The 20818-nt window shown below is 60.9% G+C and carries 23 protein-coding genes and 1 tRNA gene; 19 read left to right on the top strand and 5 right to left on the bottom strand.

Annotation, left to right across the window (positions count from 1 at the left end):
• Positions 1-123 precede the first annotated feature (123 nt).
• A tRNA-Met gene (locus DV532_RS19095) sits at positions 124-200 on the bottom strand.
• Between the two features lie 221 nt (positions 201-421).
• Here DV532_RS19095 and dinB point away from each other — a divergent pair.
• Positions 422-1480, top strand: a complete 1059-nt coding sequence (dinB, locus tag DV532_RS19090) for a DNA polymerase IV (RefSeq protein WP_162241142.1) — start codon at positions 422-424, stop codon at positions 1478-1480.
• A 27-nt stretch (positions 1481-1507) separates the two neighbouring features.
• On the opposite strand, the gene DV532_RS19085 is transcribed toward dinB, so the two are convergent.
• The 3 genes from DV532_RS19085 to DV532_RS19075 form a co-directional block, all read right to left on the bottom strand.
• Complete coding sequence (locus DV532_RS19085) at positions 1508-2461, bottom strand: hypothetical protein (RefSeq protein WP_056804464.1); 954 nt, start codon at positions 2459-2461, stop codon at positions 1508-1510.
• Between the two features lie 20 nt (positions 2462-2481).
• Entirely contained in the window at positions 2482-4197 is a 1716-nt protein-coding gene (locus tag DV532_RS19080) for a proline--tRNA ligase (RefSeq protein WP_056804467.1), read from the bottom strand.
• 160 nt (positions 4198-4357) lie between these two features.
• The gene (locus tag DV532_RS19075; RefSeq protein ID WP_056804470.1) at positions 4358-5641 is read right to left on the bottom strand and encodes an OprD family porin; all 1284 of its coding nucleotides are present in this window, start codon (positions 5639-5641) and stop codon (positions 4358-4360) included.
• 691 nt (positions 5642-6332) lie between these two features.
• On the opposite strand from DV532_RS19075, the gene DV532_RS19070 reads away from it, so the two are divergent.
• Both DV532_RS19070 and DV532_RS19065 read left to right on the top strand, forming a co-directional pair.
• The gene (locus DV532_RS19070) at positions 6333-6752 is read left to right on the top strand and encodes an HIT domain-containing protein (RefSeq protein WP_056804472.1); all 420 of its coding nucleotides are present in this window, start codon (positions 6333-6335) and stop codon (positions 6750-6752) included.
• Position 6753: 1 nt separating this feature from the next.
• Positions 6754-6960 (top strand): SlyX family protein, encoded by a 207-nt coding sequence (locus DV532_RS19065; protein ID WP_056804475.1) that lies wholly within the window; start codon positions 6754-6756, stop codon positions 6958-6960.
• An 86-nt stretch (positions 6961-7046) separates the two neighbouring features.
• Here DV532_RS19065 and DV532_RS31080 read toward each other — a convergent pair whose 3' ends face one another.
• Entirely contained in the window at positions 7047-7640 is a 594-nt protein-coding gene (locus tag DV532_RS31080; RefSeq protein ID WP_056804478.1) for a cold-shock protein, read from the bottom strand.
• A 360-nt stretch (positions 7641-8000) separates the two neighbouring features.
• On the opposite strand from DV532_RS31080, the gene DV532_RS19055 reads away from it, so the two are divergent.
• The 16 genes from DV532_RS19055 (at position 8001) to queC (ending at position 20809) form a co-directional block, all read left to right on the top strand.
• Positions 8001-8330, top strand: a complete 330-nt coding sequence (locus DV532_RS19055) for a ribbon-helix-helix domain-containing protein (RefSeq protein ID WP_056804481.1) — start codon at positions 8001-8003, stop codon at positions 8328-8330.
• 92 nt (positions 8331-8422) lie between these two features.
• Complete coding sequence (locus tag DV532_RS19050) at positions 8423-8644, top strand: FmdB family zinc ribbon protein (RefSeq protein WP_003254776.1); 222 nt, start codon at positions 8423-8425, stop codon at positions 8642-8644.
• 93 nt (positions 8645-8737) lie between these two features.
• A complete protein-coding gene (aspS, locus tag DV532_RS19045) occupies positions 8738-10513 on the top strand; it encodes an aspartate--tRNA ligase (RefSeq protein WP_056804486.1) in 1776 nt (591 codons plus the stop codon).
• A gap of 114 nt (positions 10514-10627) precedes the next feature.
• The gene (locus DV532_RS19040; protein ID WP_056804489.1) at positions 10628-11374 is read left to right on the top strand and encodes a YebC/PmpR family DNA-binding transcriptional regulator; all 747 of its coding nucleotides are present in this window, start codon (positions 10628-10630) and stop codon (positions 11372-11374) included.
• A gap of 126 nt (positions 11375-11500) precedes the next feature.
• Positions 11501-12025 carry a crossover junction endodeoxyribonuclease RuvC gene (ruvC, locus tag DV532_RS19035; RefSeq protein ID WP_012273769.1) on the top strand — a complete coding sequence of 175 codons (525 nt, stop codon included), beginning with the start codon at positions 11501-11503 and terminating at the stop codon, positions 12023-12025.
• A gap of 109 nt (positions 12026-12134) precedes the next feature.
• Positions 12135-12752 carry a Holliday junction branch migration protein RuvA gene (gene ruvA, locus DV532_RS19030; protein ID WP_056804492.1) on the top strand — a complete coding sequence of 206 codons (618 nt, stop codon included), beginning with the start codon at positions 12135-12137 and terminating at the stop codon, positions 12750-12752.
• A complete protein-coding gene (gene ruvB / locus DV532_RS19025; RefSeq protein ID WP_056804494.1) occupies positions 12749-13795 on the top strand; it encodes a Holliday junction branch migration DNA helicase RuvB in 1047 nt (348 codons plus the stop codon). The genes ruvA and ruvB overlap by 4 nt, the downstream gene beginning before the upstream one ends.
• Positions 13796-13920: 125 nt before the next feature.
• Complete coding sequence (ybgC, locus tag DV532_RS19020; RefSeq protein ID WP_056804497.1) at positions 13921-14373, top strand: tol-pal system-associated acyl-CoA thioesterase; 453 nt, start codon at positions 13921-13923, stop codon at positions 14371-14373.
• A 3-nt stretch (positions 14374-14376) separates the two neighbouring features.
• Positions 14377-15072, top strand: a complete 696-nt coding sequence (tolQ, locus tag DV532_RS19015) for a protein TolQ (protein ID WP_010952367.1) — start codon at positions 14377-14379, stop codon at positions 15070-15072.
• A gap of 14 nt (positions 15073-15086) precedes the next feature.
• A complete protein-coding gene (tolR, locus tag DV532_RS19010) occupies positions 15087-15539 on the top strand; it encodes a protein TolR (protein ID WP_003254760.1) in 453 nt (150 codons plus the stop codon).
• Positions 15539-16648: a cell envelope integrity protein TolA gene (gene tolA / locus DV532_RS19005; protein ID WP_056804501.1), complete on the top strand. Its 1110-nt coding sequence runs from the start codon at positions 15539-15541 to the stop codon at positions 16646-16648. Before tolR ends, tolA begins: the two co-directional genes overlap by 1 nt.
• Positions 16649-16674: 26 nt before the next feature.
• Positions 16675-17946, top strand: coding sequence for a Tol-Pal system beta propeller repeat protein TolB (tolB, locus tag DV532_RS19000; RefSeq protein ID WP_056804504.1), 1272 nt, complete (start codon positions 16675-16677; stop codon positions 17944-17946).
• 52 nt (positions 17947-17998) lie between these two features.
• Complete coding sequence (gene pal / locus DV532_RS18995; protein ID WP_012273762.1) at positions 17999-18499, top strand: peptidoglycan-associated lipoprotein Pal; 501 nt, start codon at positions 17999-18001, stop codon at positions 18497-18499.
• Between the two features lie 6 nt (positions 18500-18505).
• Positions 18506-19309: a tol-pal system protein YbgF gene (ybgF, locus tag DV532_RS18990; protein ID WP_056804507.1), complete on the top strand. Its 804-nt coding sequence runs from the start codon at positions 18506-18508 to the stop codon at positions 19307-19309.
• 160 nt (positions 19310-19469) lie between these two features.
• On the top strand, positions 19470-20117 hold the full coding sequence (queE, locus tag DV532_RS18985; protein ID WP_056805388.1) for a 7-carboxy-7-deazaguanine synthase QueE: 648 nt from the start codon (positions 19470-19472) through the stop codon (positions 20115-20117).
• Between the two features lie 17 nt (positions 20118-20134).
• Positions 20135-20809, top strand: a complete 675-nt coding sequence (queC, locus tag DV532_RS18980; protein WP_056804509.1) for a 7-cyano-7-deazaguanine synthase QueC — start codon at positions 20135-20137, stop codon at positions 20807-20809.
• The last annotated feature ends 9 nt before the right edge of the window (positions 20810-20818 follow it).

Here is a 20818-nt window from a genome sequence, read left to right as displayed (position 1 = left end):
CATTCTACAGGCTATCGAAGTTGTGTCAATGCCTAGCATTTGAATTATCGACACTTTTTGCTTTTGGCTTTCTTTCGCGCAAAGAAAAAGGCCACTGCGTTAACAGTGGCCTTTTCTCGAATCTGGTTGCGGGAGCCGGATTTGAACCGACGACCTTCGGGTTATGAGCCCGACGAGCTACCAGGCTGCTCCATCCCGCGCCTGTGAGATCGAATTCTACGGATTTCCTTCCCTGTGTCAAGCAATTTCCGTAAAAAATCCTTTTTTGTTCAAACCCTTAGCGTTTGAGATCAGGATGCAGCTCAGGCACGGCGGGGCTTTCGGGCAGATTGTCGGGTCATGGCCGGGGCAAGGTGTTTCACAATAGCCTGCATGCGATACTATCTGTATGAATTTACAGTGCTGACGGTCACCCATGTCCTTGCGCAAGATCATCCACGTCGACTGCGATTGCTTTTATGCCGCGATCGAGATGCGTGACGACCCGCGCCTGGCCGGGCGACCGATGGCTGTGGGCGGTTCGCCCGACCATCGTGGGGTCATCGCCACCTGCAACTATGAAGCACGTGCCTATGGCGTGCGCTCGGCGATGTCCGCCCGGCATGCGCTCAAGCTGTGCCCCGACCTGTTGATCGTCAAGCCGCGCTTCGAGGCTTACCGTGAGGCCTCGCGGGAGATCCACACCATCTTCCGCGACTACACCGAGCTAATCGAGCCCCTGTCGCTGGACGAAGCCTACCTGGATGTGAGCGACAGCCACTGGTATGCGGGCAGTGCCACGCGTATCGCCGAAGATATTCGCCGCCGTGTAGCCCGCACTCTGCATATCACCGTGTCGGCAGGTGTGGCGCCAAACAAGTTTCTGGCCAAGATCGCCAGCGACTGGCGCAAACCCAATGGGCTGTTCGTGATTACCCCCGGTGAAGTGGAAGCGTTCGTTGCGGCCTTGCCGGTAGCCAGGCTGCATGGGGTAGGCAAGGTCACCGCAGACAAGCTGACGCGGCTGGGGATCGAAACCTGCCTGGACCTGCGCGAATGGTCGCGCTTGGCCCTGGTGCGCGAGTTCGGCAGTTTTGGTGAGCGTTTGTGGGGGCTGGCGCGGGGTATCGATGAGCGTGCGGTGCATAACGACAGCCGTCGGCAGTCGGTCAGCGTCGAAAACACCTACGACACCGACCTGCCGGACTTGGCTAGTTGCCTGGCGCGGCTGCCCGAACTGCTTGAAAGCCTGAACGAGCGCATCGCCCGCATGGACAGCAGTTACCGGCCAGACAAACCCTTCGTCAAGGTCAAGTTTCATGACTTCAGCCAGACCACCATGGAGCAGGCGGGGGCGGGCAGGGACCTGGAGAGTTATCGACAGTTGCTGGGGCAGGCGTTCGCCCGCGGTAGCAAGCCGGTGCGCTTGCTGGGGGTAGGGGTGAGGTTGCGCGATTTGCGCGGCGCGCATGAGCAGCTGGAGCTGTTCCCGCCTAAATGAAAAGGGGCTGCAAGCAGCCCCAAGGTGTCATTGCACGCCCGGGTCAGCCACCAACCGGCCAGTGGCCTTGGTCAGCGACTGCAAAAACTCCTGTTGCAGCTCCGGATCGTTGCGGGTCAGCTCGATCAGGCTCTGCTCCATTTCGCTGGCTTCTTCTTCCAAACCTAGCTCGGACAAGCGCTTGACCCGATGCACCCACTGGCCAACATCATCATCTTCAAGGTCATCGAAGATCAGCTCGTGGGCTTCGAGCAACTTGTTGCGCAGGGTGGCGCTGACCAGCAGGCTGGCATCGCCGCGTACTGCATTGTCCTCGTCGAGTACCTGCAAGTGCAGGGTGCCGATGTGGTTGAGGTTTTGCTCGGAGAACGGGCTGTCGAGCAGGTTCAGGCGCAGCACGCCGTTTCTGTCGGTGGTCAGCTCGTGGGTCATCTTGCCGGCCTTGACCTCGACCAGGCGTTCGCTCCAGGGCACGCTGGTGGACTCCTCACGCTTGCCCTTCTGCACTTCGCTGATCCCGGCCAGGTTCTGCTGGGCACGGCCATTGGACGGCACGTTCATGAACGGGTTGAGCCCGTCCACGCCATAGCTGAGCCAGTCGTGGGTCATGCTTTCCGGCAGGTTGCCTAGGGCGAAGACATTCACTACGTTGGCACCGACGCCTGCCACCACGGCCACCGCGCCCAGCGGGATCTCGTAGATCTCCCGCCAGGGCTGGTAAGGCGTGTAACGGTCATAGCTGCGGGTGACTTCGAACTCGGTGACTTCGAAGTGCTTCAACTCATGCACGCGCACGCGCCGTTGCGGCAGCTCCATTACCTTGGGCTCGCCGACATCGATCTGCAGGGTGTGCTCGAGCAGTTTGCGCTCGACGCGCTCCTCATGGTCGCTGCGCTGGGACATCTGGTTGGCGCAGCCGCTGACGAGCACGGCGCCGCACAGTGCGGCGCCCCCCAGGGTAAAGGTACTTCGCTTGAACATGATCACTCGTGCATTGGTTATCAGCGGCGAACGCGGGCCTGCAGGAAGCTCAGCACTTCGTTGAGCGGCAACGCCTGGGCGTCCTGCTCGGTGCGGTGCTTGTACTCCAGGTTGCCTTCGGCCAGGCCGCGATCGCTGACGACGATGCGGTGTGGGATGCCGATCAGCTCCATGTCGGCAAACTTGATGCCTGGGCTGGTCTTCTTGTCGCGGTCGTCCAGCAACACTTCGAAACCGGCGGCAGTCAGTTCTGCGTACAGCTTGTCGGTTGCCTCGCGGACCACCTCGGTTTCGTAGCGCAGCGGTACCAGGGCGATCTGGAACGGGGCCAGGGCGTCGTTCCAGATAATGCCCTTGTCGTCATAGCTCTGCTCGATAGCAGCTGCGACCACACGGGATACACCAATGCCGTAGCAGCCCATCGACAACACGACTGGCTTACCGTTCTCGCCCAGTACCTGGCACTTGAGTGCCTCGCTGTACTTGGTGCCGAGCTGGAAGATATGGCCCACTTCGATGCCGCGCTTGATCACCAGGGTGCCCTGGCCGTCTGGGCTCGGGTCGCCTTCCACCACGTTGCGCAGGTCGGCGACCTGGGGAACTGGCAGGTCGCGTTCCCAGTTAACGCCGAAGTAGTGCTTGTCGTCGATGTTGGCGCCAATGCCGAAGTCGCTCATCAGGGCAACCGAGCGGTCGATGATGCATTCCAGCGGCAGGTTCAGCGGGCCGAGCGAGCCAGCACCGGCGCCGATAGCGTCGCGCAGCTCGGCTTCGGTGGCCATCACCAGCGGGTCGGCTACCTGTTCCAGCTTGGTGGCTTTGATTTCGTTCAGTTCGTGGTCGCCACGGACGATCAGGGCGACCAGCTTGCCTTCTTCGGCGCCGCGCACGATCAGGGTCTTGACGGTTTTTTCAATCGGCAGGCCGAAGTTTTCCACCAGTTGGGCGATGGTCTTGGCGTTTGGCGTGTCGACCAGGCGCAGCTCCTCGGTAGGGGCGGGGCGCACGGTTTCACGTGGGATGGCCTCGGCCTTCTCGATGTTGGCGGCGTAATCGGAGCTGTCGCTGAAGATCACGTCGTCCTCGCCGGACTCGGCCAGTACGTGGAACTCGTGCGAGTAGCTGCCACCGATGGAGCCGGTGTCTGCCTGCACAGGGCGGAAGTCCAGGCCCAGGCGGGTGAATACGTTGCTGTACGCCTGGTGCATGCGGTCGTAGGTTTCCTGCAGGGAAGCCTGGTCGGCATGGAACGAGTAGGCATCTTTCATGATGAACTCGCGGCCACGCATCAGGCCGAAGCGCGGGCGGATCTCATCACGGAATTTGGTCTGGATCTGGTACATGTTGAGTGGCAGCTGTTTATAGCTGGACAGCTCGTTGCGGGCCAGGTCGGTAATCACCTCTTCGTGGGTCGGGCCCACGCAGAAGTCACGTTGGTGGCGGTCTTTCAGGCGCAGCAGCTCGGGGCCGTATTGCTCCCAGCGGCCGGACTCCTGCCACAGTTCGGCGGGCTGGATGCTGGGCATCAGGACTTCGAGGGCGCCGGCGGCGTTCATTTCCTCGCGCACCACGGCTTCGACCTTGCGCATCACTCGCAAGCCCATCGGCAGCCAGGTGTACAGGCCGGAGGCCAGTTTGCGGATCATGCCGGCGCGCAACATGAGCTGATGGCTGATGACCACTGCGTCGGCAGGGGTTTCTTTCTGGGTGGCGAGCAAATATTGACTGGTGCGCATGGTGGGCCGTGTCGATTGCCTAAGACATTGAAATGACCCCGCATTGTACGGGGGCGAAACGAAAGCGTACAGAATGCCCCAGGGCGTGACGCTTGTCAGCCAAGAAAAAGCCCGGCGTGATCGCCGGGCTTTTTCAGGTGCGGGGCACTGCAAGCCAGGCTTACAGGATGCTCAGCGGGTACTCCACGATCAGACGCAGTTCGTCGATCGATGGGGAACCGTAGTAGACGCCATCGCCCGAACGGTAGGTGGCCTGGCGTACGCGGAAGCTGAGGTCCTTGGCTGGGCCTTGCTGCAGCACGTACTTGACGTCGATGTCGCGTTCCCATTCCTTGCCGTCGTCGGTGGTGCGGGTAGACGCGCCGGAGCCGCGAACGTAACGGGTCATGAAGGTCAGGCCTGGTACGCCGTATTCGGCGAAGTTCAGGTCGTAACGCGCCTGCCAGGACTTCTCGTCTTCGGCGTTGAAGTCGGAACGAGCCACCGAGTTAGCCAGGAACACCGAGCCGCCACCGTCGACGCCGTAGGCGTAGTCACCGTCGCCGGTAACCTGCTGGTAAGCCAGGGTGAAGGTGTGGGCGCCAATGTTGTAGGCGCCCGACAGGCTGGCGGCGATGTTGTCGAGTTCGTTGCTGCCGTCAGCCTTGCTGACGAATGCACCGGTCAGGTTGTCGCCGATGGACTTGGTGTCATAGATGTTGAAGTCGAACACCAGGCCTTGTTTGTCGCTGATCGGCAGCGCCCAGTTGATGTTGCCGTACCATTTGCGGAAGTGGTCTTCGACGTGCGAGTAGTAGACGCTGGTGCTAAGGTTATCGGTAAGGGCGTAGGTGCCACCGAAAACGTCGGCCTTGGTCAGGTTCAGGCTGTCGTGGTAAGTCTGGGCTTGCGCGTTCAGTGCAGTGAAATGACCGGCATGCAGAGTCAGGCCGTCGATTTCGTTGCTGGTGATCAAGCCGCCTTCGGCAACTTCCGGCAGCAGTCGGCTGTCGTCGGTCGCGAGTACTGGCAGGGCGGTGAACTGGTCACCCCACTTCAGCACGGTGTTGGAGACGCGCATTTTCACTGCGCCGCCAGCTTCGGAGTAGTCATCCTGCGAACGACCGTCGGAGCCTTCCGGGAACAGGCCGGTGCCAGCGCGGCCTTTGCCGCTGTCCAGTTTCAGGCCGAGCATGCCGATGGCATCGACGCCGAAGCCTACAGCGCCTTGGGTGAAGCCCGACTCGAAGGTGCCGAGGAAGCCAAGGCCGGTTTCTTCAACGCGGCTCTGGGTGCCGGACGGGTTGTTGCGGAAGTCACGGCTGAAGTACAGCATGCGGGTTTTGACGTTCAGCTTGCTGTCTTCAACGAAACCTTTGGACTCGTCTTGTGCCGAGGCCATTGCCAACTGCGAGGTCCCTGCCGCAACGGCCAGGGCGATCATGCTCCACTTCATCACGCGCATCGTGATTTGCTCCTTTGGTTTTTAGGAAGAGTACCGCTGCGTCCAAGTGTTTTAGTTATATGGGGCAGCTCTTTCTTGTTATGTCGGCGAAAATGTATAGCACGCTGACTGTTGTTGGCGATATGGCTATAAGCACTCTTTGCGGAACTTTTTCGCCATGTCGCTTTTAAGTATTTCCGTGTCGCAAATCACGCCCCGGTTTAAGGGCCGTACAACCCCAGCGTTGTTCCTGCCACCGTCACGAACCTGTAACTATCGATTCCGGTAAGGGGAAACTCCCTGGTAACCAATTCCGCTGTTGTTATTTGTCGCGTACATCCGCCATTGCAGATGCCGTGCCGACTTGGCGTGAAAGGAATGCAACAAGCGTGCTCAAAATTCGCAACACTTCATGAAATTTTCACAAAACCTGCTACCGGAGGTCGGAATGTGCCGTAAACACGGGGCCAAACCTTGTTGGGTGGGTGATGGAGTCGAGAATCATTAAAGTTTAGAAAGCTGTCATGAAAGTCAATGTGTTACCGCAACTTGTTAATGCGGCGTCACCTGTGGGGTGGTCGGGGTGTCGTTGCGAGGCGCACGGCCTCATTTTGGTGCGAAAAGTAGCGCTGTGTTACCGGGAGCGTGCAAGGTATCCTTACCAGCCAGTGTTCCGCGTCAGCGGGTTGGTTCTGCCTGAAGGAGATTTGCCGTGTTCGTCCTGGATTCGCGTTTGCAGCAGGATTCCCTGGTGCTGGGGGAGTTTGCGCTGTGTCAGTTGCTGCTGAGCAAGGATGCCAACTACCCATGGTTCATCCTGGTGCCCAAGTGCGCCGGGGTCAGTGAGGTGTTCGACCTCAATGCCACGCAGCAACAGCAGTTGTGGCAAGAAACCACCCTGTTGGCCGAAGCGTTGAAGGCCAGCTACGGCGCGGACAAGATGAACGTGGCTACCTTGGGTAATGTGGTCAGCCAGCTGCACATGCATGTGATCGTGCGCCAGCGTGACGACGCCGCCTGGCCCGCACCGGTCTGGGGCAAGTGCCCGGCATTGGCCTACACCGACGAGCAGGTCGAAGCCATTCGCCAGCGCCTGCGTGAACTGAAACTCACTGGCTACACAGAGGCCTGACATGGCGTTGGAAATGCGTATGGTCGAGCTGGAAACCCGTCAGGCGTTCCAGGATGACACCCTCCAGGCGCTGAATGATGTGGTGGTCGAGCAGGGGCGAGTGATCGAGCGCCTGCAATTGCAGGTGGCCGAGCTGATCAAGCGTTACGAAGAAATGGTCGGCCAGTACGGCAGCGAAGGGGAGGAGGCGCCACCGCCTCATTATTGATCCCAGGCGTCGTTATAGCTGTAGGCTGATTGAACACACCTCTGTGGGGCATGCTGCCCCACAGAGGTGGTCGATTGCCTGCAAAATCAGCGGCGGGTTACTGCTACCACATCTTCGGCCTGCAGGCCCTTGTCACGGTGCATTACCGAAAACTCCACGCGCTGGCCTTCGACCAGAATGCGGTGGCCTTCGCCGCGAATGGCGCGAAAGTGCACGAAGATATCGTCACCCGAATCGCGGGAGATGAAGCCAAAGCCTTTGGACGTGTTGAACCATTTCACGGTACCGGTATCACGGTTGCCGGCATCCTGTACCGTGTGCTGGCTGGCGCGGGCCTTGCGCGGGCTGCGGGCAAAGCCCGCGGCCAGGTGCACAGCCACCGCTAGCGCTGCGCAGACCAGTGCTGCCAGGTTACCCATTTCTGGGCGGGCCAGCAGCGTCAGGGTCTGCAGCACCACCGCCACCACCAGCAGGGCGCAGGCCAGGTGCTGCAGCTGTTGTCGCGCGCCGCGGTAGTACAGTGGCACCACCGGGGCCAGGGTCAGGTTGAGCAGGCCGAGCAGGGCCAGGTAGACCGCGTCGGGTTGTTGCAGGAAGGGTGTCGCATCAGCTTTCAGGCTGGGTATGAGCGATAGCAGCAAGGCTGCCACGCCCGTCACCAGGTGGACGATCTTGAACATGGGGTTGGCTCACAGTTAATAAGGCCGATCACAGGAAGAGCTGGCAGCACGGTGCGCATGAGGTGTAAAGCGCGAACACGTGACGGGCCAGCCTATGCACCCGGCAATAACAGTCTGCACGGGTGGCACGGTGCCTATTTAACAGTAAAGCCGCAGGCTACTCAAACCGCAGGCCGCAGGGCGCGGTGTTGCCCCAGTGTTGCGCACCCGCTTCTCAAACCTTATGGGGAGGGCGCTTTATGGCAATCGATATGGGGGTGCATGCTTTTTAAATTTTGTGCAGGAAGATTTTGCCGCTGCTTTAAGCTCGCTCGTCAGCGCTTCATAGGCCACCTGTTACCTGGGACGAGGAAGTGGGTGATGATGCAAGCAAGCAAGCGTGTGGTTGGCCTGGGGCGTTGGCCGGGAAAACACTGCATCGATCCGTTCAAGGCGGATTTCGACATGCTGCAGGCTCAACCGGTGTCGCGCTCGGTGCGGCTCAACGGCTTTTCCACCTGCCTGCGCCTGGAGGCCGTCTACTGGGGCATTCTCGAGCGCATCGCCGCGGCTAACCGCTGTTCGGTCAGCGCAGTATTGTCCTACGTGGACCGCGAAGTACACCTACGCCAGGGCGGGGTACGCAACTTCAGCGGGCTGGTTCGGGTAATCTGCGTCGCCTGGCTGCAAGACCCACCAAGTGTGCGCTGATCGCCTGGCGGGCTGCGCAGTGCTTGTTAACCATATATAATCCCGCTTTTTGCTGCCCTGGCAGCCAGCGTTGTGGTTGACGAGAGACACCCATGCCCCTTTATGACTATCAATGTGCATCCTGCGAGCACCGCATGGAAGTGCTGCAGAAGATCAGCGCCGCGCCGCTGACCGATTGCCCGGCCTGTCAGGCGCCGGCACTGAAAAAGTTGCTGTCGGTGCCAGGCTTTCGCCTGAGCGGTAACGGTTGGTACGAAACCGACTTCAAGACCGGGGCGAAAAAGAATCTGGCAGGCGGCGACAAGGCCGACTGAGTTGAATGCTGTGACTGGGTCTTGCAGTATTAGCCCTCTGGGCGGCCAAGGCCTCCACCGAATACACGAATCACGAGAAGCGAAACCACCATCATGATGCGCAGCCATTATTGCGGCCAACTGAACGAGAGCCTGGACGGCCAGGAAGTCACCCTTTGCGGCTGGGTCCATCGTCGCCGCGACCACGGCGGGGTGATCTTCCTCGACATCCGTGACCGCGAAGGCATGGCCCAGGTCGTGTTCGACCCGGATCGCGCCGAAACCTTCGCTGCCGCCGACCGCGTGCGCAGCGAGTACGTCGTGCAGATCACCGGCAAGGTCCGCAAGCGCCCTGAAGGTGCAGTGAATGCCAACATGGCTTCCGGTGCCATCGAGATCCTCGGCTACCAGCTGAACGTACTCAACGAAGCGGAAACCCCGCCGTTCCCGTTGAATGAATACTCCGACGTCGGCGAGGAAACCCGCCTGCGTTACCGCTTCATCGACCTGCGTCGCCCAGAAATGGCCGACAAGCTGCGCTTGCGTTCGCGCATCACCAGCAGCATCCGCCGCTTCCTCGACGAAAACGGCTTCCTCGACGTCGAAACGCCGATCCTCACCCGTGCCACCCCGGAAGGCGCGCGTGACTACCTGGTACCTAGCCGTACCCACGCCGGTAGCTTCTTCGCCCTGCCGCAGTCGCCTCAGCTGTTCAAGCAGCTGCTGATGGTCGCCGGCTTCGACCGTTACTACCAGATCGCCAAGTGCTTCCGTGACGAAGACCTGCGGGCCGACCGCCAGCCGGAATTCACCCAGATCGACATCGAGACCAGCTTCCTCGATGAAAGCGAGATCATGGGCCTGACCGAAAGCATGATCCGCAAGCTGTTCAAGGAAGTGCTGGACCTGGAGTTCGGTGATTTCCCACACATGACCTTCGAAGAGGCCATGCGTCGCTACGGTTCCGACAAGCCGGACCTGCGTATTCCGCTGGAGCTGGTCGACGTTGCCGACCAGCTGAAGGATGTGGACTTCAAGGTATTCGCCGGCCCGGCCAACGATCCTAAGTGCCGGGTTACCGCCCTGCGCCTGCCAGGCGGTGCCAGCATGCCGCGCAGCAAGATCGATGAGTACACCAAGTTCGTCGGCATCTACGGTGCCAAGGGCCTGGCCTACATCAAGGTCAACGAGCGCGCCAAAGGCGTCGAAGGCCTGCAGTCGCCGATCGTCAAGAACATCCCTGAGGCCAACCTCAACAACATCCTCGACCGCGTTGGCGCCGTAGATGGCGACATCGTGTTCTTCGGTGCTGACAAGTTCAAGGTAGTCAGCGAGGCGCTGGGCGCGCTGCGTATCCGCCTGGGCCACGACTTCGAGCTGCTGACTTGCGAGTGGGCACCGATGTGGGTCGTCGACTTCCCGATGTTCGAAGAAAACGAAGACGGCAGCTTCACCGCACTGCACCACCCGTTCACTGCGCCGAAGTGCACCCCGGAAGAGCTCGAGGCCAACCCGGCCACCGCGCTGTCGCGTGCCTACGACATGGTTCTGAACGGCACTGAGCTGGGTGGCGGTTCGATCCGTATCCACCGTAAGGAAATGCAACAGGCGGTATTCCGCCTGTTGGGTATTCAGGCCGAAGAGCAGGAAGAGAAATTCGGCTTCCTGCTCGACGCGCTGAAGTTTGGTGCACCGCCTCACGGTGGCCTGGCCTTCGGCCTGGACCGCCTGGTCATGCTGATGACCGGCGCCCAGTCGATCCGTGAAGTGATCGCCTTCCCGAAAACCCAGAGCGCTGCGTGCGTCATGACCCAGGCCCCTGGCCTGGTCGACGCCAAGGCGCTGCGCGAGCTGCACATCCGACTGCGCGAACAGACCAAGGTCGAGTAAGCAGTCCTCGGGCGCATCCACATGGATGCGCCTTTGCGTTTCGGCGCAGGCATTTTCCCGTCCCGCCCCGTCAAGGGGCGGGGCTGTTTGTGATTCAAAGGATTCGGAGTCGATATGGCTGGTCATTCCAAGTGGGCGAACATCAAGCACCGCAAAGAGCGCCAGGATGCCAAGAGAGGCAAGGTCTTCACCAAGTGGATCCGCGAGCTGACGGTCGCTGCCAAGCAGGGCGGCCCTGACCCGGCATCCAACCCGCGTCTGCGCCTGGCGCTGGACAAGGCCTTGGGCGCCAACATGAGTCGCGACATCATTGATCGTGCGGTGGCGCGTGGTGCTGGCACCAACGAAAGCGACAACGTCGAAGAACTCAGCTACGAGGGTTACGGCCCGGGTGGCGTGGCGATCATGGTCGAGGCCATGACCGATAACCGCAATCGCACTGCCGCCGCCGTGCGTCATGCTTTCACCAAGTGTGGCGGCAACCTCGGTACCGACGGTTCGGTGGCCTACCTGTTCGAGCGCAAGGGGCAGATCAGCTTTGCCCCGGGTGTGGACGAAGACGCGTTGATGGAAGCGGCGATGGAAGCCGATGCCGACGACGTGGTGGCTAACGAGGACGGCTCGTTCGACGTGTTCACCTCGTTCAACAGCTTCTACGCTGTGCGCAACGCCTTGGAAGAGGCGGGCTTCAAGGCTGATGACGCGGAAATCGTCATGCAGCCGACCACCAGTGCCGAGCTCGATCAAGACGGTGCCGAGAAGGTACTCAAACTGATCGACATGCTCGAAGACCTGGATGACGTACAGAACGTCTACTCCAACGCCCAGATTTCCGACGAGATCATGGAAAACCTCGGCTAAGGTCGTTGCGTTGGCCTTGAAGGCCTATTCGCGGGCAAGCCCGCTCCTACAGGGATCGCGAGGTCTTTGTAGGAGCGGGCTTGCCCGCGAATAGGCCAGTGAAAATTGTAAAGCTCTGCAGGTGTTATGACTCTGATTCTTGGTATCGACCCCGGCTCACGCATCACCGGTTACGGCGTGGTGCGCCAGACCGCCCGTGGTTGCGAGTACGTGGCGTCGGGCTGTATCCGCACCGGCAGTGGCGAGCTGCACGAGCGGCTGCAGATCGTTTTCCGTGGCGTCAGTGAAATCATCGCCCAGCACGGCCCGGTGACCATGGGCATCGAGCGGGTATTCATGGCCCGCAATGCCGACTCGGCGCTCAAGCTTGGCCAGGCCCGTGGCGCGGCCATCGTCGCCGCCGCCGAAGCCGGCCTGGAAATCGCCGAATACAGCGCCACCCAGGTCAAGCAAGCTGTAGCCGGTACCGGCGGAGCCAACAAGGAGCAGGTAATGATGATGGTCATGCACCTGCTGAAACTGACGCAAAAGCCGCAGATAGACGCCTCGGACGCCCTGGCGATCGCCCTGTGCCACGCCCACACCCGTTCTAGCCTGGTACCGCATGGCCTGGCCACGGCACGCCGTCGTGGTGGGCGCTTGCGTCTTTGAGCGCTTCATGCGCAGATACAAAATTTGTCCGGGTGAAGCAGTTACCCGTTGCATTTGCTGATAGGGTTGAGCGGTCTTTGACCGGCTCCCCGAGAGGAAGGATTGGAACGTGATTGGACGTTTGCGCGGCACCCTGGCGGAAAAACAGCCGCCGCACCTGATTATCGACGTCAACGGCGTGGGCTACGAACTGGAAGTTCCTATGACCACGCTGTACCGTCTGCCCAAATTGGGCGAAACCGTCACCGTGCACACCCACCTGGTGGTGCGCGAAGACGCCCACCTGCTCTATGGCTTTGCCGAAAAGCGCGAACGCGAGCTGTTCCGCGAGTTGATTCGCCTCAATGGCGTGGGGCCAAAGCTGGCCCTGGCGCTGATGTCCGGGCTGGAAGTGGACGAGCTGGTGCGCTGCGTGCAGGCCCAGGATACGTCGGCCTTGGTGCGCGTGCCCGGTGTCGGCAAGAAAACCGCCGAGCGCCTGCTGGTCGAGCTCAAGGACCGCTTCAAGGCCTGGGAAACGTCCCCGGCCATGTTCACCCTGGTCTCCGATGGCCCGCTGCCGGTGGCCAGCGAGTCCACAGCCGAAGCCGACGCTGTCAGCGCCCTGGTCTCGCTGGGCTACAAGCCGCAGGAAGCCAGCAAGGCAATCGCCGCGATCAAGGACAAGGCAGGCCTGAGCAGTGAAGAGCTGATCCGCCGCAGCTTGAAAGGGATGATTACCAAGTGATCGAAGCCGACCGTCTGATCGCCGCCAGTGGCCGCGACCGTGAAGAAGTCCAGGACCGTGCGATCCGCCCGCTGCGGCTGGACGAGTACATCGGCCAGCCGGTGGTGCGCGAACAGATGGCGCTGTTCATCCAGGCCGCCCGTGGCCGCAGTGAATCGCTCGATCACACCTTGATCTTCGGCCCGCCGGGCCTGGGCAAGACCACGTTGGCCAACATCATTGCCCACGAAATGGGCGTGTCGGTAAAGAGTACCTCGGGGCCGATTCTCGAGCGCCCCGGCGACCTGGCGGCCATGCTGACCAACCTCGAGCCCCACGACGTGCTGTTCATCGATGAGATTCACCGGCTGTCACCGGTCGTCGAAGAGGTGCTGTACCCGGCGATGGAGGACTTCCAGCTCGATATCATGATCGGTGAAGGGCCGGCGGCCCGTTCCATCAAGCTCGACTTGCCACCGTTCACCCTGGTGGGTGCCACCACCCGCGCCGGCATGCTCACCAACCCGCTGCGTGACCGCTTTGGTATCGTCCAGCGCCTGGAGTTCTACAGTGACAAGGACCTGGCCACCATCGTCAGCCGCTCGGCCAACATCCTTGGCCTGGTCATCGAAGACCAGGGCGCCTACGAGATCGCCCGCCGTGCACGTGGCACACCGCGTATCGCCAACCGCCTGCTGCGCCGCGTGCGTGACTACGCCGAGGTGCGCGGCAAGGGGCAGATTACCAAGGCCGTGGCCGACATGGCGCTGAACCTGTTGGATGTCGACGAGCGCGGCTTCGACCATTCCGACCGCCGGCTGCTGCTGACCATGATCGAGAAGTTCGACGGCGGCCCGGTGGGGGTGGACAACCTGGCCGCGGCCATCAGTGAAGAACGCCACACCATCGAGGACGTGCTTGAGCCGTACCTCATCCAGCAAGGCTACATCATGCGTACGCCGCGCGGCCGAGTGGTCACCCGGCACGCCTACCTGCACTTTGGCCTGAATATTCCCGGGCGCTTGGGGGCGGCCGGTGATTTTTCCGAACCAGGCGATGAATGACAGATCGAAAGCGACTTTCCGTGGTCCTACCGCTGGCATGCCAAGGGTGCGCTGGCAATAAGACATTAATGAACGAAAAACAGTTGCCATAGCGGATTGGCAAGCTGAGGAGTAAGCACTAGAGTATGCGCGCGCAAAATCAGCTCGAACCGTTCGCACACCGTTGTCGCGTCTATTACGAAGACACCGATGCGGGCGGCGTGGTGTATTACGTCAACTACCTGAAATTCATGGAGCGCGCGCGCACCGAACGCCTACGGCACCTGGGCTTTTCCCAGTCGCAGCTGGCCGAAGACAACCTGCTGTTCGTGGTCCACTCCAGCGAAGCGCGCTATCACGCGCCGGCGCGGCTGGATGACGAACTGCGGGTCACCGCGCAAGTACTTGAACTCAATCGTGCCAGCCTGCGCTTCGTGCAACAGGTTTGGCGTGAGAAGGATGAAACGCTGCTTTGCGAAGGGCAGTTCCTGGTGGCCGCCGTGCGCGCCGACACTTTCAAACCCCGAGCCATACCCCCGGAGCTGCGCAACGCCTTTGCGGCGGACGGCTCGGGTAATCAATCGAACGCAGGAGAATAAAGCGTGGAAGCTAACGTCGTCGACCATACCTCCATGTGGAGTCTGGTCAGCAATGCCAGCGTGGTGGTACAGCTGGTAATGCTGACCTTGGTGGCCGCCTCGGTCACCTCATGGATCATGATCTTCCAGCGCAGCACCATGCTGCGTGCCGGTCGTCGTGCGCTGGATGCCTTTGAGGAGCGCTTCTGGTCGGGCATCGACCTGTCCAAGCTGTACCGCCAGGCAGGCAGCAACCCAGACCCGGATTCCGGTGTCGAGCAGGTGTTCCGTGCCGGCTTCAAGGAGTTTTCACGCCTGCGTCAGCAGCCGGGTGTTGACCCGGACGCGGTCATGGAAGGCGTTGGCCGTGCCATGCGCGTGGCGATCTCGCGCGAGGAAGAAAAACTCGAGCAAAGCCTGCCGTTCCTGGCCACTGTCGGTTCGACCAGCCCGTACATCGGCCTGTTCGGTACCGTATGGGGCATCATGAACTCCTTCCGCGGCCTGGCCAGCGCCCAGCAGGCCACCTTGGCCACGGTCGCCCCGGGTATCGCCGAAGCGCTGATCGCCACCGCCATCGGCCTGTTCGCGGCAATCCCTGCGGTTATCGCCTACAACCGCTTCGCGGCCCGCAGCGAAGTGCTGATTGGCCGTTACTACACCTTCGCCGACGAGTTCCAGGCGATCCTGCACCGCAAAGTGCACACCAGCGAAGAGTAATCAGGTAGAAGCCCATGGCCCGAGTTCGCCACAAACGCAAGCCCGTCGCCGAGATGAACGTGGTGCCCTACATCGACGTGATGCTGGTGCTGCTGGTCATCTTCATGGTGACGGCGCCCATGCTCAACCAGGGCGTGAAGGTCGACCTGCCCAAGGTTTCCAGCGAAGCCTTGCCGCAGGACAACAACGTCCAGATCCTCACCATCTCCATCAAGGCCGACAAGACCTACTATTGGAACCTCGGCAGCGAAGTCGATACCGATAAGCAGATGGACAAGGCCATGACCTTGCCTGCCATGACCGACGCGGTGACCAAGATCATTGCCGCTGGCCGTGACCAGGGCAAACAGACCCAGGTATTCATTCGTGGCGACAAGGCTGTCGACTATGGCGCGGTCATGGGTGCCATGGGCGGGTTGCAGAAGGCCGGTGTCGGTAACGTTGGCCTGATTACCGAGGCGCCCTGATGCAACAGCGAGAGCCATCCGCCTCGGAAAGCTACTTCTGGCCCAGCGTCTGGGCCATCGGCCTGCATGTGCTGGTGTTCGCCCTGCTGTTCGTCAGTTTTGCCATGACGCCCGAGCTGCCACCTGCCAAGCCGATCGTCCAGGCTACCCTGTACCAGCTCAAGTCCAAGAGCCAGGCAACCACCCAGACCAATCAGAAGATTGCCGGGGAGGCGAAGAAAACCGCTTCGCGCCAGACCGAGGTCGAGCAGCTGGAACAGAAGAAGGTCGAGCAAGAGGCCGTGAAGGCTGCGGAACAAAAGAAAGCCGACGCCGCTCAAAAGGCCGAAGAGGCCCGCGAAGCCGCCGAAGCGAAAAAAGCCGAGGCCGCTGCCGAAGCCGCCAAGGCTGCCGAAGCCAAGAAAGCCACCGAAGCCAAGAAGGCCGAAGAGGCGAAGAAAGCTGCCGAGAAACAGCAGGCTGACATCGCCAAGAAGAAGGCCGAGGAAGAAGCCAAGAAAAAAGCCGAAGAAGAGGCCAAGAAAGAGGCCGCTGAAGAGGCGAAGAAGCAAGCCGCCGAGGACGCCAAGAAAAAGGCAGCCGAAGAGGCCAAGAAAAAAGCCGCCGAGGACGCCAAGAAAAAAGCGGTGGCCGAGGAAGCGAAAAAGAAGGCAGCTGAAGAGGCCAAGAAAAAGGCCGCTGCAGACGCCCAGAAGAAAAAGGCACAGGAAGCGGCCCGCAAGGCGGCAGAAGACAAGAAAGCCCAGGCCCTGGCCGAGCTGTTGTCCGACACCACCGAGCGGCAGCAGGCGCTGGCCGACGAGCAGGGGGACCAGGTGGCCGGCGACTTCGACGACCTGATCCGCATGCGCGCGGCCGAGGGCTGGGCGCGTCCGCCTTCCGCGCGCAAGGGCATGACGGTGGTCCTGCAGATCAACATGTTGCCGGACGGCACCATCACCAGCGTTAGCGTGGCCCGTTCCAGTGGTGACGGCCCGTATGACAGTTCGGCGGTGGCTGCGGTGAAGAACATTGGTCGTTTGACCGAGATGCAGGGTATGAAGCCGAGCGATTTCAACCAATATCGTTCGTTCAAGATGACATTTACACCTGAGGATCTAGCGTTGTGATTAAACGTCTTAGAGGACTGCTGGTCATGCTGTGCTGTGTGGCAGGCATGGTCGTGGCAGATGAAAAGAACATCCTGGTCACCAGCGGTAGCGATCGGGCCACGCCCATCGCGGTAGTGCCGTTCGGCTTGCAGGGCGGCAGCGTGCTGCCGGAAGACATGGCCGATATCATCGGCAATGACCTGCGCAATTCCGGGTACTACTCGCCGATTCCGCGGCAAAACATGATCAGCCAGCCGTCGCAGGCCAGCGAAGTAATCTTCCGTGACTGGAAAGCGCTGGGTGCACAGTACGTGATGGTCGGCAGCATTGTGCCGTCGGGCGGTCGCCTGCAGGTGCAGTACGCGCTGTTCAACGTCGCCACCGAGCAGCAAGTGCTGACCGGTAGCGTGGCTGGCAGCGTCGACCAACTGCGCGACATGGCGCACTACATTGCCGACCAGTCGTTCGAGAAGCTCACCGGCATCAAGGGTGCGTTCTCTACCCGTATGCTGTATGTAACGGCCGAGCGCTTCTCCACCAACAACACCCGCTACACCCTGCAGCGTTCTGACTACGACGGTGCGCGTGCGGTTACCCTGCTGCAATCGCGTGAGCCGATCCTGTCGCCACGCTTTGCGCCGGATGGCAAGCGTATTGCCTATGTCTCGTTCGAGCAGAAGCGCCCGCGCATCTTTGTTCAGCACATCGATACCGGTCGCCGCGAGCAGGTCACCAACTTTGAAGGCCTGAACGGCGCGCCAGCCTGGTCGCCGGACGGCTCGCGCCTGGCGTTCGTGCTGTCGAAGGACGGCAACCCGGACATCTACGTGATGAACGTGGCTTCGCGCCAGATCAGCCGCGTTACCGCTGGCCCGGGCATCAACACCGAGCCGTTCTGGGGCAAGGATGGCAACACCCTGTACTTCACCTCTGACCGTGGCGGCAAGCCGCAGATCTACAAGCAGTCGGTCAGTGGTGGTGGTGCCGAGCGTGTAACGTTCGTGGGTAACTACAACGCCAACCCGAAACTGTCGGCTGACGAAAAGACCTTGGTGATGATTCATCGCCAGCAGGGCTTTACCAACTTCAAAGTTGCGGCCCAGGATTTGCAACGCGGAAGTGTAAAGATTCTCTCGGAAACAAGTCTTGATGAGTCTCCCACTGTCGCGCCAAACGGCACCATGCTAATCTACGCCACCCGCCAGCAGGGCCGGGGAGTCTTGATGCTCGTGTCGCTTAATGGCCGCGTGAGGCTCCCACTTCCTACCGCTCAAGGCGAAGTCAGAGAACCGTCCTGGTCCCCCTACCTGAACTGATTGCGGCGTAATACTTTGCTTAACACACTGGGGTTTCATTAGGAGTTTCACGATGGAAATGCTGAAGTTTGGTAAATTTGCTGCGCTGGCTCTGGCCATGGCCGTAGCTGTAGGTTGCTCCTCGAAGGGCGGCGACAACGCTGGTGAAGGCGCTGCTGTCGATCCGAACGCTGGCTACGGTGCAAACACCGGCGCCGTTGACGGTTCCCTGAGCGAAGAAGCTGCCCTGCGCGCAATCACCACCTTCTACTTCGAATACGACAGCTCGGACCTGAAGCCAGAAGCCATGCGCGCTCTGGACGTTCACGCCAAGGACCTGAAGTCCAACGGCAACCGCGTTGTCCTGGAAGGCAACACCGACGAGCGCGGCACCCGCGAGTACAACATGGCTCTGGGTGAGCGTCGTGCCAAGGCCGTTCAGCGTTACCTGGTTCTGCAGGGCGTTTCCCCTGCTCAGCTGGAACTGGTCTCCTACGGTGAAGAGCGTCCAGTTGCCACTGGCAACGACGAGCAATCCTGGGCTCAGAACCGTCGCGTAGAACTGCGTAAGTAAGTTCTTATGCGTATGTGCCGCCGTGTAGTAACCGTCCTCGCACTCAGCCTGCCGCTCGCGGCCTGGGCTGAGGTCCCTGTAGTAGATGACAACGCAGGCAGTTATCCGCCTTCGGGTTATGGCACGAGCGGCGCCTATGCCGGGGCAGGGGCTTCGACCCCTGCCTCAGCACAGGGCCAGCTGTTCATGCAGCTGCAACAGATGCAGGACCAGCTTTCCCGCCAGCAAGGCATCATCGAAGAGCTGCAGAACGATGTGTCGCGCATGAAGCAGGAAAACCTGGAGCGATACCAGGACCTGGACCGTCGCATCAATAGTGGCTCCGCGCCTGCCGCGACCCCTGATAATTCCTCCGGTGGTGCATCCAATGCCGCCCCCGGTGCAGCAGCAGGTGCTGCTGCGCAACAACCGGCCGCCAGTAGCGAGCCCGGTGATCCAGCGAAAGAAAAGCTCTACTACGACGCCGCTTTCGATCTGATCAAGCAGAAGGACTTCGACAAGGCCAGCCAGGCGTTCAACGCCTTCCTGCGCAAGTACCCGAACAGCCAGTACGCGGGCAACGCCCAGTACTGGTTGGGTGAAGTGAACCTGGCCAAGGGTGACCTGCCAGGTGCCAGCCAAGCGTTTGCCCAGGTTGGTCAGAAGTACCCGAAGCACAGCAAGGTGCCAGATTCGCTGTACAAGCTGGCCGATGTCGAACGTCGCATGGGCCATACCGACAAGGTCAAGGGCATCCTGCAGCAGGTCATCACCCAGTACCCCGGCACCTCTGCCGCGCAACTGGCCCAGCGTGATCTGCAAAAGCTCTAAGCATCACCGTTCAAAAGAAACCCGCGCCAGTCGCGGGTTTTTTCGTTAGAATCACTGCCCTTTTTTCGTAAACACGCTGCTGCGGATAACGCTATGTCGAGTCCGCGACAGTGCCTGACGGAGGCGGGCAGCCTGTTTAGCTGTCACGCCCGTGGCGAGCATGCAAGACACATTACGTATCACCGAAGTTTTTTACTCTCTGCAGGGTGAAACGCGAACGGCCGGGCTGCCCACCGTATTCGTGCGCCTTACCGGTTGCCCGCTGCGCTGCCAGTACTGCGACAGTGCCTATGCCTTCAGTGGCGGCACCCTTCGCACCCTCGATTCGCTCCTTGAGCAGGTCGCCAGCTTCAAGCCGCGCTACGTTTGCGTCACCGGTGGCGAGCCATTGGCCCAACCCAACGCCTTGCCGTTGCTGCAGCGCTTGTGTGACGCCGGTTACGAGGTGTCGCTGGAGACCAGCGGCGCGCTGGATATTGCCGGTACCGACACCCGCGTCAGCCGCGTTGTCGACCTGAAGACCCCGGGGTCGGAAGAGTCGCACCGTAACCTCTACTCGAATATCGAACAGCTCACCCGCAACGACCAGGTCAAGTTCGTCATCTGTTCCCGTGAGGACTACGACTGGGCGGTTTCCAAGCTGATCCAGTACAACCTGGCCGAGCGTGCGGGTGAGGTGTTGTTCTCGCCCAGCCACCACCAGGTGAAGGCCAGCGACCTGGCCGACTGGATCGTTGCCGACAACCTGCCCGTGCGCTTCCAGCTGCAGTTGCACAAGCTGCTGTGGAACGACGAACCCGGGCGTTGATTGAGGAGCAAGCACACATGACAGAAAAACGCGCAGTAATCCTGCTGTCCGGCGGCCTGGACTCGGCCACCGTGGTTGCCATGGCCAAGGCCGAAGGCTACAGCTGCTACACCATGAGCTTCGACTACGGTCAGCGCCACCGCGCCGAGCTGAACGCCGCCGCTCGCGTGGCCCGCGACCTGGGCGTCGTAGAGCACAAGGTAATTGGCCTGAGCCTCGATGGCATTGGCGGGTCGGCGTTGACCGACAGCAGCATCGACGTGCCGGAAGCCCCGGGCGAAGGCATCCCGGTCACCTATGTACCCGCGCGCAACACCGTGTTCCTGTCGCTGGCCCTGGGTTGGGCAGAAGTACTGGAAGCGCGGGATATCTTCATCGGCGTCAATGCCGTGGATTATTCCGGCTACCCGGATTGCCGCCCCGAGTTTGTCGAAGCCTTCGAGCGCATGGCCAACCTAGCGACCAAGGCCGGTGTAGAGGGGCAGGGCTTCCGCATCCAGGCACCCCTGCAGAACATGAGCAAAGCGCAGATCGTGCAGGCCGGCATGGCCCGTGGTGTGGATTACAGCCTGACCGTGTCCTGCTATCAGGCCGATGACGAGGGGCGTGCTTGTGGCAAATGCGACAGCTGCCGCTTGCGCGCCGACGGCTTCAAGGCCGCCGGTGTTGAAGACCCGACGCGATACGCTTGAAAAAAACTG

This window comes from Pseudomonas sp. Leaf58 (assembly GCF_003627215.1).
Classification (GTDB): domain Bacteria; phylum Pseudomonadota; class Gammaproteobacteria; order Pseudomonadales; family Pseudomonadaceae; genus Aquipseudomonas.
Note: the sequence above shows the minus strand (reverse complement) of the source record. Positions and strands in the feature narration are given on the sequence as shown.

Excerpts from the sequence above, each read along its gene's own strand:
- tolR (WP_003254760.1), top strand. The coding sequence starts at position 15,087 with ATGGCCCGAGTTCGCCACAAACGCAAGCCCGTCGCCGAGATGAACGTG.
- DV532_RS19080 (WP_056804467.1), bottom strand. The coding sequence starts at position 4,197 with ATGCGCACCAGTCAATATTTGCTCGCCACCCAGAAAGAAACCCCTGCC.
- DV532_RS19050 (WP_003254776.1), top strand. The coding sequence starts at position 8,423 with ATGCCCCTTTATGACTATCAATGTGCATCCTGCGAGCACCGCATGGAA.
- ybgC (WP_056804497.1), top strand. The coding sequence starts at position 13,921 with ATGCGCGCGCAAAATCAGCTCGAACCGTTCGCACACCGTTGTCGCGTC.
- DV532_RS19055 (WP_056804481.1), top strand. The coding sequence starts at position 8,001 with ATGATGCAAGCAAGCAAGCGTGTGGTTGGCCTGGGGCGTTGGCCGGGA.
- ybgF (WP_056804507.1), top strand. The coding sequence starts at position 18,506 with ATGCGTATGTGCCGCCGTGTAGTAACCGTCCTCGCACTCAGCCTGCCG.
- tolA (WP_056804501.1), top strand. The coding sequence starts at position 15,539 with ATGCAACAGCGAGAGCCATCCGCCTCGGAAAGCTACTTCTGGCCCAGC.
- pal (WP_012273762.1), top strand. The coding sequence starts at position 17,999 with ATGGAAATGCTGAAGTTTGGTAAATTTGCTGCGCTGGCTCTGGCCATG.
- queE (WP_056805388.1), top strand. The coding sequence starts at position 19,470 with ATGCAAGACACATTACGTATCACCGAAGTTTTTTACTCTCTGCAGGGT.
- DV532_RS19075 (WP_056804470.1), bottom strand. The coding sequence starts at position 5,641 with ATGCGCGTGATGAAGTGGAGCATGATCGCCCTGGCCGTTGCGGCAGGG.
- queC (WP_056804509.1), top strand. The coding sequence starts at position 20,135 with ATGACAGAAAAACGCGCAGTAATCCTGCTGTCCGGCGGCCTGGACTCG.
- ruvC (WP_012273769.1), top strand. The coding sequence starts at position 11,501 with ATGACTCTGATTCTTGGTATCGACCCCGGCTCACGCATCACCGGTTAC.
- DV532_RS19065 (WP_056804475.1), top strand. The coding sequence starts at position 6,754 with ATGGCGTTGGAAATGCGTATGGTCGAGCTGGAAACCCGTCAGGCGTTC.
- DV532_RS19085 (WP_056804464.1), bottom strand. The coding sequence starts at position 2,461 with ATGTTCAAGCGAAGTACCTTTACCCTGGGGGGCGCCGCACTGTGCGGC.
- aspS (WP_056804486.1), top strand. The coding sequence starts at position 8,738 with ATGATGCGCAGCCATTATTGCGGCCAACTGAACGAGAGCCTGGACGGC.
- DV532_RS31080 (WP_056804478.1), bottom strand. The coding sequence starts at position 7,640 with ATGTTCAAGATCGTCCACCTGGTGACGGGCGTGGCAGCCTTGCTGCTA.
- DV532_RS19040 (WP_056804489.1), top strand. The coding sequence starts at position 10,628 with ATGGCTGGTCATTCCAAGTGGGCGAACATCAAGCACCGCAAAGAGCGC.
- tolB (WP_056804504.1), top strand. The coding sequence starts at position 16,675 with ATGCTGTGCTGTGTGGCAGGCATGGTCGTGGCAGATGAAAAGAACATC.